Raw genomic sequence first — 14,566 nt, 5'->3', positions numbered from 1 at the left:
CTCTTTGCTATATTTTATCTAAAGCCCTTTTTATTCGGCAATGTATGCAACTTAAATGGTGTTTATGCTTAGTATTGGTAATTAACTTTGCCTATGCAGTACCGCAGTTTTCAGATACGGCTCAAATCATGCGCCATTACGATTATAATAATGGCTTAAGTCAAGTTACCGTTACAGCATTAGCACAAGATCAATATGGATATGTATGGGTTGGTACTCAGGCTGGGCTCAATCGCTTTGATGGCCATGAATTTAAACAATTTAAACCAAGACAACAAGACCCAAATAGCCTTGCTGGAGGCTTTGTCACTGACTTATGCATCAGTGCAGATAAAGTGTGGGTCGGTACTCGCACAGGTCTGAGTGTTTATCACAGCACCCATGGGCATTTTACCTCATTCTTATCTGAGCAATACCCAGAAGTTGCATCAGATAGAGTTATCTCTTTAGATTGCAATGGCCCTAATGTGGTTGTTTCTTTGGAAGATAGCGATGTTTATCAAGTAAGTCAAACGACCTTAAAGCCTAGTAAAGTGATTTTGCCAGGGCGCTTCATTCGCAATGTAATTGAACGCAATGATGCATATTATTTCTTGAGTGATCAAGGGTTAATGAAATATACAAAGCAATCTTCCGAAGCCATATTACTGCTTGGTGGGGAATATGAAAAAATGAGTTTTTCAGCCCAGCGCATCGTTCTTATAAGCAAAATGCAAAAACTGGTTAACTATGACACCTTGTATGAGCGTGTATTGTGGTCGAGAAGTTTTACCAACGATACAAATATCACATTACATAATGTGATTGTGAATGCCGATGAAGTACTTGTAGCAACTAATAATGGCTTATACCTGTTAGATAGGCAGGGACAACTTCTCAATCATTGGTACAAGCGCAGTATGCAAACTAATGGATTACTGGATAACAATGTTATTACGGTGATGAGAGACGCAAATCAGGATCTCTGGCTTGGAACTGAAACAAGGGGGTTGCACTTTTTAAGCCAGTTAAGTGAGTCTTTTGGCCATGTCAGCCAACACAGTTATACCCAATCTCCTTTATTGAGTTCGGATATACGAAGTTTTGCTATTGATAAGCAAGACAGACTGTGGTTTGGCACATCAAGCGGGCTATTTATATTTGATGGGCAGGGATTTATCGCTGCAAACAAAATCTATCCCTCGTTGGATGTATTAGACAACAGCTTTATTACTAAAGTAGCAATTATAGAAGAGCAGTTGTGGGTCACAACCAGAGGTAATGGAGTTATTAAGTATGATTTTGAAAATGCTCGATTAGAGCACCTTAAACCAGATTTTGGTAATGGGCCTGAGCTTACCTTTAATAGTATGCTTGAGTACAAAGGCGATTTATTAATAAGTTCTCGAACGTCAGGTTTGCTCAAATATGTCGAAGGAAAAAATAAGCTAGAGCCATATTTTCACCCATCAATTCAAGCCCCTAGTCATGTTTCATCCATGCGCAATGTTGCCGGTGCTTTGTGGTTTGGATCAATCGGCAATGGGCTCTTTCAGTTCAAAGGTGGCAGGTTACGTAATATTACTACTCAGCACGGGCTGAGTTCAGATCTGGTGTTTATGTTGGAGCAAGACCAATATGAAAATACTTGGGTAGCCAGTGAATTAGGCATATCTATTGTTAATGCTGATTTTGAAGTTGAACGTACAATTACGCATACGAATGGGCTGGCTAATACTGCTATATGGGCTTTAGTATACGATGGTTATGATCATATGTGGGTAGGCAGTAGTGGCGGGTTAAGTCAGATTCACACGGCCAATTTTGCAATTCATAATTTCTCTCCAATTGATGGCATTCAAGACAATGAATTTAATTATAATGCTGCATGGTTAGCGCCTGATGGACGAGTTTTTGTTGGTGGGGCTAAAGGCTTTAATCAATTTTATCCGCAGAAAGTAAATATTGATAAGAGTGAAAAACCACTGCTTATAAGTCATATTGAATTGTTGGGGCGGGTATTGTTACCTAGCCCTAGTGGTCACCTACGTACATCTCCTGAATTAGCAAAAGAGCTCGTGTTAAATCATGATGAAGACATTGTCTCTTTACAGTATTCAAGTCTTGATTATGGCTCTGAGCAGCAGCAGTTTTATTATCGTGTTTTGGGCTTAAGTGATAAGTGGTTGAAGTTAGCATCTGGTGTTAGGCAAGTTAATTTATTACGTTTGGAACCCGGGGAATATGTGATTGAAGCATACACGGTAAACCGATTTAATATCCAATCTCCCAAACATCGTTTTGTTATTAAGGTGAAGGCTCCTTGGTGGTGGAATAGTTATTCAAAAGCAACTTATGGACTCACTATACTTCTTATTGTGTTGTTAATCATGCGTGTGCGACAACGCCGTTATCAGCAGGTAGTTCGAGCAAATAAAAAAATGCAGGAATTACAGCAGCGTTTAGAGTTATCTCTTTGGGCTAGTGGTGATGAGTTGTGGGATTGGCATTTAATGAACCACACCATATACCGCCATAGTGTATCTCCTCGTGTTGATTATGGTATTACTCAAACACGAATGACCTTAGCAGATATTGGTCAGTTTGTTCATCCTGAAGACTGTACGTATTTAAAAACCAAGGTGGAGTCTTGCATCCGAGGGGATGCACAAAGTTATGAGATAGCTATTCGTGTTAAAGACTTGGATGGTAATTGGAGCTGGGTATTAGACCGTGGCAAGGTTGTTAAACGCGGAAATGGAGGCCAAGCTATTCGCATCGCTGGTGCACTAAAAGACATCGCACAGCTCAAAGCACATGAAAATGCGTTACAAGCACTTAATGAACAGTTAGAAATAAAAGTTGCCATGCGCACTGATGAACTTTACAAAAAAAACCAAAAGCTAGAACAAGCTATGATGGAGTTAAAACAGACTCAAGATGAGTTAATTGAAAGTGAAAAAATGGCATCGCTGGGAGGTCTTGTCGCAGGCGTCGCCCATGAAATAAATACGCCGTTGGGCGTTGCGCTTACAGCCTTGACGTATAATGAAGAAAGTATGAAAAAGGTTGCCAATAAATTAAAAAGTAAAACGTTAAGTCAAAAGGATCTCAATAAAGCATTAGAGGAGCAAGGTGAAGGGTATCAATTGATATTTAGAAACCTTGATAGAGCACAAAATCTAATAGGTAACTTTAAACAAGTAGCAGTTGACCAATCAAGTGAAGTTTGTCGGGCAATAAATTTGAAAGCGTATGTGCAAGATATTTTTACGTCGCTTGAGCCTTTAACAAAGGGTAAAAATATCGAGATCCAAGTTTTGGGTAATGATGACATCAACATACATACCTATGCTGGCGCGGTATATCAGATCTTAACAAATTTACTCAATAATTCTGTTATTCATGGATTTGAAAAATTATCAACAGGGCAGGTGATAGTGCAGCTTCAGCAGGATGAAAATTATTGGTACTTTCATTATCAGGATAATGGAGTAGGGATGTCAGATACTATGCTTAAATCAGTATTTGACCCCTTTGTGACATCAAAGCGCAGCCAAGGTGGATGTGGGCTAGGCATGCACATTGTTTATAATTTAGTGACACAGCTTTTAAAGGGAGAGATCCGCTGTACGTCAGAGCTGGACCAAGGTATAGAAGTTAAAGTTAAGGTGCCAATCCAAACATTTGATAATAGCCAAGATTAACACCTATCAGATTTTAATACTGGTAACTGATATGTTGAAAAAAACGTATATTAATATCTTGTTTACTCGGATTTATATGTAATTTATCCGCAAAGGCACGGATCACGCTTTCAACATTACTCATAAATCGACCATAGCCCATATCCTTCTTATGTGATGTGTGCGCTACGATGACAAAATTCATTGTATCAACTAGTTTATCACCTTCCCAAATAGAAGCGTTTTGCACTTGGTCACTTTCAATATCAAAGCTGAGCTTTTGTAATTCTATATTTGCAGCATTTTTATCTATTTGACTATTTCGTACTAATGGCAAACGTCCATCTGCAACAAACGCGCACAGCGAAAGCTGTTTTTCAGCGCAGCTAGATAAAAAAGCATCCTCTATGGTTTTATAGAATTGACTGTAATCGTTGTGTTTTAATAGATGTTGATATTCAGTTTTAAGAGCGCGCGTAACAGGTAAGCTGAAAGTAGCATATGTCATTTCAGAATGTGTGTCGGGTAAAGTGCAATTACGTGCCTGATATCTTGGGTATAAGCTTCTTAATTTATAACCATAACTTTCTTTGTTACCTTTAGCTTTAGCAAAAATATCATAGGTTAAGTGTTGGTGATCGCGTACCCTTAACGCGTTAGCGCCAATGCTTTGGTTGGTTTCAAGTAGTGCTTCTAGAGTGCGTTTTACCTTAATATGAAAGTTTGCTGCATTTGCGCGAATATCACTGCCAGTGGCTAAAAAAAGAAGAGAAATCTTGCGTGCTTTTACGTTTTCATCCCAATAAGATTTATGGGCCTCGTGATATTTAGGGTTATAAAAAAACAGCATTTGTTTTTGTGTTTGCAAACAATATGATTCTTCATGAAAACGTACAATCGGTAATTTGTCATTAGCAATGAGATGCACATTATGAAGTTCATACTCATCGCATTGTGCAAACAATTGACGAGCTAGGCGCTCGTAGCAGCTTTGCAAGTCCTCAAAACAGTTATAAAACTGCTCTGTTGGTTTGAATTCTGCGAGGATATACTGATTGTTGCGCGCATTAGTTGGAATATAAACGCGGTTGAGTGTCATTGAAGCCATTTATTAATTGTCCTTGGATTACATCACTGTATGAGCGCACTATAAAGCAGTTTTATTGCTTTTTTATTGCGATAGAACAAAAACTGTCATGAAATTTTAAGACCAGTGATGATATCTATACCTCATTTAAATAATTCTTTCAGTGTTGAACAGGATTTACTGTAAGTTCCCAGTGTATTTTGTAATAATGCTGAGGTTATTCAGTACCAATTTCAGAGGAATGCATGAGCATGGCGGAAACAGAAAATCGCCCAACAAATTTTATTAGAACGATTATCGATGCTGATTTGGCAAGCGGTAAGCATCAGCAAACGCACACGCGTTTTCCGCCAGAGCCAAATGGTTTTTTACATATAGGACATGCTAAATCAATTTGTCTTAACTTTGGTATTGCACAAGACTACCAAGGTCTTTGCAACTTACGTTTTGATGACACTAATCCAGAAAAAGAAGACATTAATTACGTTCAGTCTATTCAAGAAGACGTTAGCTGGTTAGGTTTTAAATGGGATGACGAGATTTGTTACTCGTCAAATTATTTTGACCAATTGCATGGCTTCGCTGTTGAGTTGATTGAAAAAGGCTTGGCTTATGTATGCTTTTTGTCACCGGAGCAGGCGCGTGAATATAGAGGTTCTTTGACTGAGCCGGGTAAAGATAGTCCTTACAGACATACTTCACCAGAAGAAAACTTAGCCTTATTTGAAAGAATGCGCAAAGGTGAATTCAAAGAGGGTGAGTGCGTACTACGTGCTAAAATTGACATGGCCAGTTCGTTTATGGTGCTTCGTGACCCAATCATTTACCGTATTCGCTTTGTTCATCATCACCAAACTGCCGACAAGTGGTGTATTTATCCAATGTATGATTTTACACACTGTATTTCAGACGCATTGGAAGGGATCACGCACTCGTTGTGTACACTAGAGTTTCAAGATAATCGCCGTTTATATGACTGGGTACTTGATAATATTAGTCTTGAGTGTCACCCGCAGCAAATTGAGTTTTCACGCTTAAATTTAGAATATACAGTAATGTCAAAGCGTAAGCTAAACGATCTTGTAGTTAATGGCCAGGTACAAGGATGGGATGATCCTCGTATGCCAACTATTGCAGGGTTACGCCGCAGAGGTTATACCCCAGAGTCTATAAGAGAGTTTTGTAAACGTATCGGGGTTACTAAACAAGACAATATGGTTGAAATGGGCATGTTAGAGGCATGTATTCGTGACGACTTAAATGAAAATGCACCACGTGCTATGGCAGTACTTGACCCAATCAAAGTGGTTATTGAGAACTTTGACGCAAATAAAGTTGAGCAACTTACTGCACCGAACCACCCTTCAGATGAAGCTATGGGTTCCCGTGAGGTTCCTTTTACTAGAGAACTTTATATTGAACGTGAAGATTTTCGAGTTGAAGCGAATAAGAAGTTTAAACGTTTAGTTTTGGGTAAAGAAGTACGTTTACGCAATGCTTATGTGATCAAAGCTGAGCGTTTTGACGAAGACGCTGATGGTAACATCACAACTATTTATTGCAGCTATGATGCTGAGACTTTAGGTAAAAACCCAAGTGATGGTCGCAAGGTTAAAGGTGTTATCCATTGGGTGTCGGCAACACATTGCGTTGAGGCTGAGGTTCGCCAATATGACCGTTTATTTAATGTGCCAAATCCAGCGGCAGCTGAAGATTTTACGCAGACGCTTAATCCTGAGTCATTGGTTGTGATCAGCAATGCGAAATTGGAGCCATCGTTAGCAAACGCAGCTGCTCAGCAAGGCTTTCAGTTTGAGAGAATGGGGTATTATTGTCGTGATAACAAAGCAACCGAGTTGGTATTTAACCAAACCGTTGGCTTAAGGGACTCATGGGCAAAAAGCGAAAACGCTTAAGCAAGTAATTTAAAAGGCCGAACCATTCGGCCTTTTTCGTCAGTGAAAGACAACATGAAAAACCAAGTCGCAGATAAGCAAAGTACTAAGTCCATCCATAATTTTTATGTTAATGAACAGCAATCTATCTATTTACTATCGCATCATGATGCTAAAAAACATCGCCAATGGCTTAGTATTTGTAAAAAGCAATTATCTATGTTGGGCTATTCAGATGTTGAAATAATTGGCTCTGGAGCGTTTGGCTTTGTTTTTGCGGGAGTCAGCCCAGATTCCCAGCAATGGGTGTTTAAGTTTTCACGGATCACTTTACCACAAGCTGTGCGTGACAGGCTCGAAGATGAAGCATACATGTTATCGCAAATTCACAATCCAATGGTGCCGAAATTTTTTGCTTTTGAACGGGTAAAAAAGCAAGGTATTTTAATGATGGCGAGAGCACCCGGAGAGGATTTAGAAAAAGTCTCACTAAAAAGAGGACGTTTTTACGCTGATGAGCTAGTGGCGCTGGCGCTGAAACTTCGTAATATGTTGAGAGACTTAAGAGCACATCGCAACGGTATGTCGCCACAACCGATAGTTCATGGTGATATTAAACCCTCAAATATTGTTTGGGACGAGCAAGTCAAAAAATTTTCATTGGTGGATTGGGGCAGCTCCGTTTATGCGCAAATTGACGAACATGGCGAACCTGTAGCAAGCAATATTATGGACTTAATGTCTTCAGATATGGCCAGTACAAATGCCAGAATGGGTGATGTGTACTTTATTGGTGATGAGCAAATGTCTGGCGCGCAATCATCGCCACGATTTGATGAGCAAGGTGTTGCGTCAACCATTTATGCGCTCGCCAGTGCTCAATCATGCCGTTTTGGCGCAAAGGTTATTCCAGCTAAGAGTCTGGGTTTACCGAAAGAGTTTGCAGCGGTAATTGATGGCATGTTGAGTAAAGATAAGCACACACGTGACCAAGCCGGTGATTACTTTATGCGTAATATGCCAGCTATGGCGCGTACATACTTACCTCGTTTTAAGCGCAAAGAAAACAAAGCAAATATTCCATTTTGGGTAAGTAATACCAATGAGCAGCCAGATACTGTAGTTTATAGCTCTCGGAAGGAGTTTTTACGCCGGGCAGATCACAGGCAACAACTTCATGATGTTAACGATGCTCAACTAGATAGATATTATAAAGAGTTTTTATTTGATACGGGTGACGTTGAGAAAGCCTTTTTAGCATCCATAAGTCGTTTAGCAAAATATCCAGTAGTGGGGGGCTTGAGCTTTCATTGGAAAGAAACTTCGCTGTATATTGAATCAAGCTTAATTCTACATGATAGTGATATGCAGACCGCGTTAACAGATGCCATTAATGCAACGGTGATGTTAGCGCAAGGAATCACTCAAAAAGGTTTATTTAAATGTTGCCTATTTGATGCACGCCAAACTATTCAGCTTGAAAGAGATGAAACTGGCGCATTTGTTTTTGATAAACTCCCACAGCTGAGTTATTCCGTGGTTGATGTATCTAGTAACGAATTGACTCGTCCGCATAGTTACTTTGAAGATGGAAAAGATCCTGACGAGCAACTGCAACTGCCCAAAAGCATTATCAAATGTGTATTTGAGCTTAACCAAATTCACCACACCGGTTGCATTATTTTTGAGTCGCTTGAAGGGCGCTTGAAGATCCATCATTATTACCGTTTACTTGATGTAAGTAAAGAGCAGCAATTCAAAGCGTTACTTAGCCGTATTATGCAATATGCGATGAGCATAGACGATGTTGGTGTAGCTGGCTTTATGAAGTTGCCTTATAAAAATACTCGAGAATTTAACCTATGCGAGCAACAAGCCCAATATTACTACCCTAAAAACCCCAAGCTTTAAAATGGAGTTTTAGTAAACACATTAAGCAAATTGAATTATTTGCCATTGCATAACGTGTGTATTTTATTCAAAGTAGCTGTGATCAATTAATAAGTGAGTAGGGATATGGACAAGCAACAAAGACAAGATATTTTAACCTTAAGTTGGAGCATTCATGATGATGTGGAGCAGGCTGTATTGAAACATCCAGCCAATAGTAATGATGAAAGCTGGCCCGAAAAACAACGCCTTCTGTTAGCAGATATGGCGTTACACTTATTACAAACGGCACTTAAACCCGGTGACTTACAAACAGACAAATTGACGAATAATTTAAACGCAATTTTAACACTCAGTGATGACTTCATTGAGCACGTGGATTTAAAGGCTGTTACTGACAAGTTATATCATTTGGAACCTGATCATGAGCCAAAAAATTAAGCTGTCATCACATCAGCATGATGAATTAATATTAAAGGCACAGCAATATTGTGTGGATAGTTTTGGTCTCGAACTTGAACAGTTTGATGCGGCCTTTATGGTGGATTTTTTTATCGAACAAATTGGTAAGCAGATTTATAACAAAGCGCTTGATGACGCAAAATCTCATTTAGAACAACACTTTGAGGTATTGGGTGAAAGGTTATATGACTTGGAAAAATATTAAAGGCGAATGCGTTAAATAGTTTTATTGGACAAATTCGCTTATCCAGAGCAGAGGTTAAAAAGGAAGCAGGCTATATGGACATACCGCAATCATTACATGACATTTTAGGCGAACAGCAAAGTAAATTAGCGCTTTTCGGTATAACTGCATTTACACTGCTAGGCTCAGTGCTGGTTTTTATTTTGATGCATTATCAAATGTCCGAACAATCTTATATGTGGTGGCAGTATGTGCTAGGCGGACTCGTTATAATTGATATAGTTGCTGGTACTGCGGCTAATTTTACCCGAGGTACTAATCATTATTATGCTTGTCGAGCACGATCCCGGTGGGTTTTTATAGCGATTCACATTCACCTAATTGTGGTAGCTGTGTTATTTGAGCAACCTTTAATACAAGCGGTTTATATTTGGAGCTATGTGATAATATCTGCGTGTATTTTGAATGCACTATTTGACAAAAGAATACAGCGGTTTCTTGCTATGATATTGGTTAGTATTGGACTCGTATTAATTGTAGGTTTGGCGTCGATGTGGTGGTATAAAACAGCGGCTGCGCTTTTTTTAGTCAAGGTATGCTACGCATTTGCAGTTGATCATTATGATATAAAAAGCCCGACTTAAATCGGGCTTTTTATAAAAGCTATTTAAACCTAGGTTATTTATTCATCAGGTCGGTAGGTTTTTTTCATGATATACACAAAAGCATTTACAAAGGCATTTTCTTGATATTTTTTGAGACCAGTATCTTCAAAGTCAATCGGTAATGGGTTGCGCTTAAGCTGCTCTTTAACTTCAGTCGTTGAAAGTAAGCGAACATCTAACCCTTCGATTAATTGTATTGCAGCTTCCATTTTAAAACCGGCCGCACTGCCTGCAAATTTGCCTTTGGGTGCTCGTTGCCTTATTGCAACAGAATCAACCTGATAATCAGTCATAAGCTTTGCAAAATCGAATTGAAACTTACGCATTTGTTCGGTGTCTAGACCAACATTCGTAAGAGTAAAGCGGGTTTGACGCACGTCACGTATATCAAATACGTCGTCTTTTTTAGTTAGCAGACACAAAAGTATGTCACTGCCTGTGATCTCAACGCCACATGTTCTCATTATTAGTTTCCAATCTATTTAATTATCGACGGATTATAGCAACCTCATCCATAAAGCAAAAGCTTACACCTTAATCTCTATTGCGATGGCTGCGTGATCTGAATAGCGGATATCCTCTTCATCTCTTTTTGGATCCAGATGGGCATCAAAATTATGATATGTCAGTGATTTTATCAAAGGATTGCTACTATTAGGGTTAAACTGCTGTGATGCTAAAATATAGTCAAGTACATTACCTTGGCCCTGATAGTAATGACTTGCAGGTTTTTGTTCAAACTGATGTGTATTATCAGCAAAGGTAAAACTGTCAAACAGTCCAACACTGTCAAAACGCTCATGAATATTAACTTGCGGGGGAAAGGAGCGAGTCATGAAGGATAGGGCTGGGCTACAAAGGTTATCATTAAAGTCCCCCATCACAAGGGTGGCACAATTTTGCTCACGCTGAGTTTTAAGTGCATCATAATAAATAATTGAGGCTTCTAAAGAGCGAGAAATTTGTGACTGCATTGTTCCCACAGTTTTGTGTAAGAGTGTTAAAAGGGGGTCATCCTGTTGTGAGTCACCAATCATATGTGCCATAGAGTGAACTCGCTGTGATTTGAAATGCACCGCGTAGCAGGTTATTAAACCAAAACCTGCCAGTTCAAGTGTACACTTTATAGGGGTGCGATTAAAACGAAATTGGTGTTGATTATTTAAATACTCTAACAGTTCAGGGCAAGGTTCAAATGCGCTCACTTGCCCAAACGGCACTTTTGAGGCTATCGCAACAACAGGGTTAAACAGTACATTTGAGAAGACAGCATCCGCTTTAGGTGTATCAACAGTAGCGAAGTAACTTAAGCCTAAATCATCACATAAGTTCTTTAATGCATCAATGCTAAATACTTCTTGAAAGACAATAAAGGTGGGATTGATATGTTCAATAAGCCCAGTGATAAATTGGGTTTTTGACTGCCATTGTGTTTCATTATAGTGTTCGTGCAGTTGATAGAACGAAAATGGGGGACTTGCAAAATTTAATAAATTTAAAGAAGCAAAGCAGTAGCGAGTCAGGTCAGTCATGTATTCCCCTTTTTTGAGTGCTCAAACGTGTATAAATTTAACAATTTATTGATCAATTTTAGTCTTTGACTTGAATTTCGTCACGCTCACGGTCAAAATACCACTCGGTTTGAAAGTCCTCAAGCACACGGTATGCTAAATCGCTGCCGGCGCCAATGCTTATTCGTAAAAGCGTTGTTGGGCACTCATTTTAAAATTAATTAATTTGTACATGTGATGCATCGTAGGTGTCACCACTGTAAATAGGATTTATCATGCCAATTATTACGCTTCCTGACGGTAGTCAGCGTGTCTTTGAAAACCCAGTATCAACTCTACAAGTCGCTCAAGATATCGGACCTGGTCTTGCTAAAGCAACCATAGCCGGTAGGGTAAATGGTGTGCGTGTTGATGCATGCGATGTGATTAATGAAGATGCTCGTTTAGAAATTATTACAGTAAAAGATGACGATGGTTTAGAAATCATCCGCCACTCGTGTGCTCACCTAATCGGACATGCTATTAAGCAATTATTCCCAGATGTAAAAATGGCCATTGGGCCAACAATCGACAATGGTTTTTATTATGATGTCGATTTGGAACACTCATTAACACAAGAAGACTTAGACGCTATTGAAAAGCGCATGCTTGAACTTGCAAAAACGAATTATGACGTTGTTAAGAAAACCGTTTCTTGGCAAGAAGCGCGTGACGCTTTTGCAGCAAGAGGCGAAACCTACAAGATAGAAATCTTGGACGAAAATATTGATAAAGATGATAATCCAGGTCTTTATCATCATGAAGAATATGTTGATATGTGTCGTGGCCCTCATGTACCAAACATGAAATTCTGTCAACATTTTAAAATCATGAAGGTGGCTGGTGCTTACTGGCGTGGCAATTCAGAAAACAAGATGTTGCAGCGTATATATGGCACAGCTTGGGCTGATAAAAAGCAATTAAAAGCGTATTTAAAACGCCTTGAAGAAGCTGAAAAACGTGATCACCGAAAAATTGGCAAAGCACTTGACCTTTGGCACTGGCAAGAAGAAGCCCCAGGTATGGTGTTTTGGCATAATGATGGCTGGAGTATTTATCGCGAGCTAGAAGAATTCGTACGTGAAAAGCTACGTGAATATAGCTACGAAGAAGTCAAAGGTCCGATGATGATGGATCGTGCTTTGTGGGAAAAATCAGGTCACTGGGATAAATACTCAGAGGCAATGTTTACCACAGAGTCTGAAAAACGAGAGTATGCGATTAAGCCAATGAACTGCCCTGGGCATGTTCAGATTTTTAACCAAGGTTTAAAGTCTTATCGTGACTTACCACTGCGTATGGCTGAGTTTGGTTGTTGTCACCGTAATGAACCATCTGGTGCATTACATGGTTTGATGCGCGTACGTGGTTTTACTCAAGATGATGCGCATGTTTTTTGTACTGAAGAGCAAATCATGGATGAAGTTTCGGCATGTATTAAGATGGTGTATGATACTTACGAAACATTTGGCTTTGAAAAGATTGTTGTTAAGCTTTCGACTCGTCCAGAGAAGCGTATCGGTGAAGACCAAATGTGGGACAAGGCTGAATTAGCGCTTGCTGAAGCATTAAAAATTAATGATATTGAATTTGAGTATTTACCGGGTGAAGGGGCGTTCTATGGTCCTAAAATTGAATTTACTTTGTATGATTGCTTAGAACGTGCATGGCAGTGTGGTACAGTACAATTAGATTTTGCTTTACCAGGTCGTTTAGGTGCTACTTATGTGGCAGAAAACAACGAGCGTAAAACACCAGTTATGATCCACCGTGCAATATTAGGTTCAATTGAGCGTTTTATTGGCATTTTAACTGAAGAGTATGCTGGCTTATTCCCAACCTGGTTAGCGCCTAAGCAAGTCGTGATCATGAATATCACCGACAAACAGGCTAATTATGTGCATGAAATAGTAAAAAAATTAAATAAACTTGGAATTAGAGCCTGTGCTGACTTGAGAAATGAGAAGATAGGCTTTAAAATTCGTGAGCATACTTTAAAACGTATACCATACCTACTTGTTGTTGGAGATAAAGAAGTTGAACAACAGGAAGTAGCAGTGAGAACGCGTAAAGGTGAAGACCTAGGCAAATTCTCAGTCGAAGATTTTATCGCTAAAATCAGCGAAGAAATTAAATATCGACAATAACAAACCTGCGTGTGGCATAAATAATACAACTGACACACGCAACTATTTTGATTTTCTTGGAGGAACGTACCATTAGAGGCGGAAAAAAAGGGCAAACTACAGCTCAAAAAAATCGTATCAATGAAGAAATAACTGCGAAAGAAGTTCGCTTATCTGGCCTAGAAGGCCAGGAACCGAGCATTATGTCGTTAAAAGAAGCTCAAGCGATTGCTGATGAAGCCGGCGTGGATCTAGTTGAGATTAGTCCTAATGCTGAACCGCCTGTCTGTAAGGTGATGGACTACGGTAAGTTTGTTTTTGAAAAAGCAAAGTTGCAAAAAGAACAAAAGAAAAAGCAAAAGCAGATCCAAATTAAAGAGATCAAGTTCCGTCCTGGCACTGATGAAGGTGATTACCAAGTTAAGTTACGTAACCTAAGAAAGTTCTTAGAAGCGGGTGACAAGGCTAAAATCACGATTCGCTTCCGTGGTCGTGAAATGGCTCACCAAGAAATTGGTATCGAATTACTTAATCGTATTAAAGCTGATTTGGAAGATATAGCAGTTGTTGAGTCATTCCCAAATCGAGTTGAAGGTCGTCAGATGGTGATGATGATGTCACCTATTGCTAAAAAGTAATAAAGACGGCATAATACGCGCGAATTTAATACAGGTTTAAAGTGTCTTTGGCCACCTGTATTAACCGGTACTGAAGAAAGGGCACGCCTTATAGGAACCCTTCACCGGATTTGGTTGTAATTTAGGCCTCAAAGTGATGGTAACATCCGCCTACTTACATTGGTTTAAAGCAATACATTTGGAGTTATTGCAATGGCTTATAAGCTAAAATCACACAGAGGCGCCGCTAAGCGTTTCAAAAAGACTGCTTCAGGCGGTTATAAGCGTAAACAGTCGCACTTACGTCACATTCTGACTAAAAAGTCTTCTAAGCGTAAACTACACTTACGTGCTAAGTCTATGGTTCACAAAAACGACATTGGTCTTATCGACCGTATGTTACCATTCGCTTAATAGGGGTTATC

12 protein-coding genes are annotated in these 14,566 nt (G+C 39.4%); 9 read left to right on the top strand and 3 right to left on the bottom strand.

Going from position 1 to position 14,566, the window contains the following annotated elements; translation table 11 throughout:
- The first annotated feature begins 44 nt into the window (after positions 1–44).
- Positions 45–3,686, top strand: coding sequence for a sensor histidine kinase (locus tag SANK73390_RS13585; protein WP_462766558.1), 3,642 nt, complete (start codon positions 45–47; stop codon positions 3,684–3,686).
- A gap of 13 nt (positions 3,687–3,699) precedes the next feature.
- On the opposite strand, the gene SANK73390_RS13580 is transcribed toward SANK73390_RS13585, so the two are convergent.
- On the bottom strand, positions 3,700–4,773 hold the full coding sequence (locus tag SANK73390_RS13580) for a DUF3083 family protein (protein WP_462766557.1): 1,074 nt from the start codon (positions 4,771–4,773) through the stop codon (positions 3,700–3,702).
- 230 nt (positions 4,774–5,003) lie between these two features.
- Between SANK73390_RS13580 and glnS the strand changes: the two genes are divergently transcribed.
- The 5 genes from glnS to SANK73390_RS13555 all read left to right on the top strand — a co-directional run bounded on the left by glnS (position 5,004) and on the right by SANK73390_RS13555 (position 9,827).
- A complete protein-coding gene (glnS, locus tag SANK73390_RS13575) occupies positions 5,004–6,668 on the top strand; it encodes a glutamine--tRNA ligase (RefSeq protein WP_462766555.1) in 1,665 nt (554 codons plus the stop codon).
- A gap of 54 nt (positions 6,669–6,722) precedes the next feature.
- Entirely contained in the window at positions 6,723–8,558 is a 1,836-nt protein-coding gene (locus tag SANK73390_RS13570) for a protein kinase domain-containing protein (RefSeq protein WP_462766553.1), read from the top strand.
- 105 nt (positions 8,559–8,663) lie between these two features.
- Positions 8,664–8,978 (top strand): hypothetical protein, encoded by a 315-nt coding sequence (locus tag SANK73390_RS13565; protein WP_462766552.1) that lies wholly within the window; start codon positions 8,664–8,666, stop codon positions 8,976–8,978.
- The gene (locus SANK73390_RS13560) at positions 8,962–9,204 is read left to right on the top strand and encodes a DUF2164 domain-containing protein (RefSeq protein WP_462766551.1); all 243 of its coding nucleotides are present in this window, start codon (positions 8,962–8,964) and stop codon (positions 9,202–9,204) included. The genes SANK73390_RS13565 and SANK73390_RS13560 overlap by 17 nt, the downstream gene beginning before the upstream one ends.
- 74 nt (positions 9,205–9,278) lie before the next feature.
- The gene (locus tag SANK73390_RS13555) at positions 9,279–9,827 is read left to right on the top strand and encodes a hypothetical protein (protein ID WP_462766550.1); all 549 of its coding nucleotides are present in this window, start codon (positions 9,279–9,281) and stop codon (positions 9,825–9,827) included.
- 38 nt (positions 9,828–9,865) lie between these two features.
- Here the strand turns inward: SANK73390_RS13555 and SANK73390_RS13550 are convergent, their stop codons facing one another.
- A complete protein-coding gene (locus SANK73390_RS13550; RefSeq protein WP_261592393.1) occupies positions 9,866–10,312 on the bottom strand; it encodes a DUF3010 family protein in 447 nt (148 codons plus the stop codon).
- A 63-nt stretch (positions 10,313–10,375) separates the two neighbouring features.
- Positions 10,376–11,380, bottom strand: coding sequence for an endonuclease/exonuclease/phosphatase family protein (locus tag SANK73390_RS13545; RefSeq protein WP_462766549.1), 1,005 nt, complete (start codon positions 11,378–11,380; stop codon positions 10,376–10,378).
- A 254-nt stretch (positions 11,381–11,634) separates the two neighbouring features.
- Between SANK73390_RS13545 and thrS the strand changes: the two genes are divergently transcribed.
- From thrS to rpmI, 3 genes are all read left to right on the top strand, one after another.
- Positions 11,635–13,545, top strand: a complete 1,911-nt coding sequence (gene thrS, locus SANK73390_RS13540) for a threonine--tRNA ligase (protein WP_462766547.1) — start codon at positions 11,635–11,637, stop codon at positions 13,543–13,545.
- 56 nt (positions 13,546–13,601) lie between these two features.
- On the top strand, positions 13,602–14,162 hold the full coding sequence (gene infC / locus SANK73390_RS13535) for a translation initiation factor IF-3 (protein WP_462766574.1): 561 nt from the start codon (positions 13,602–13,604) through the stop codon (positions 14,160–14,162).
- A 192-nt stretch (positions 14,163–14,354) separates the two neighbouring features.
- Complete coding sequence (rpmI, locus tag SANK73390_RS13530) at positions 14,355–14,555, top strand: 50S ribosomal protein L35 (RefSeq protein WP_070985175.1); 201 nt, start codon at positions 14,355–14,357, stop codon at positions 14,553–14,555.
- Positions 14,556–14,566: the final 11 nt, after the last annotated feature.

It is taken from the genome of Pseudoalteromonas sp. SANK 73390 (assembly GCF_054966645.1).
Note: the sequence above shows the minus strand (reverse complement) of the source record. Positions and strands in the feature narration are given on the sequence as shown.

What these genes read in the sequence shown, in the direction of transcription:
- SANK73390_RS13565 (WP_462766552.1), top strand. Translation starts at nt 8,664, where the DNA reads ATGGACAAGCAACAAAGACAAGATATTTTAACCTTAAGTTGGAGCATT.
- SANK73390_RS13550 (WP_261592393.1), bottom strand. Translation starts at nt 10,312, where the DNA reads ATGAGAACATGTGGCGTTGAGATCACAGGCAGTGACATACTTTTGTGT.
- thrS (WP_462766547.1), top strand. Translation starts at nt 11,635, where the DNA reads ATGCCAATTATTACGCTTCCTGACGGTAGTCAGCGTGTCTTTGAAAAC.
- SANK73390_RS13570 (WP_462766553.1), top strand. Translation starts at nt 6,723, where the DNA reads ATGAAAAACCAAGTCGCAGATAAGCAAAGTACTAAGTCCATCCATAAT.
- SANK73390_RS13580 (WP_462766557.1), bottom strand. Translation starts at nt 4,773, where the DNA reads ATGGCTTCAATGACACTCAACCGCGTTTATATTCCAACTAATGCGCGC.
- rpmI (WP_070985175.1), top strand. Translation starts at nt 14,355, where the DNA reads ATGGCTTATAAGCTAAAATCACACAGAGGCGCCGCTAAGCGTTTCAAA.
- SANK73390_RS13585 (WP_462766558.1), top strand. Translation starts at nt 45, where the DNA reads ATGCAACTTAAATGGTGTTTATGCTTAGTATTGGTAATTAACTTTGCC.
- SANK73390_RS13555 (WP_462766550.1), top strand. Translation starts at nt 9,279, where the DNA reads ATGGACATACCGCAATCATTACATGACATTTTAGGCGAACAGCAAAGT.
- SANK73390_RS13545 (WP_462766549.1), bottom strand. Translation starts at nt 11,380, where the DNA reads ATGACTGACCTGACTCGCTACTGCTTTGCTTCTTTAAATTTATTAAAT.
- SANK73390_RS13560 (WP_462766551.1), top strand. Translation starts at nt 8,962, where the DNA reads ATGAGCCAAAAAATTAAGCTGTCATCACATCAGCATGATGAATTAATA.
- glnS (WP_462766555.1), top strand. Translation starts at nt 5,004, where the DNA reads ATGGCGGAAACAGAAAATCGCCCAACAAATTTTATTAGAACGATTATC.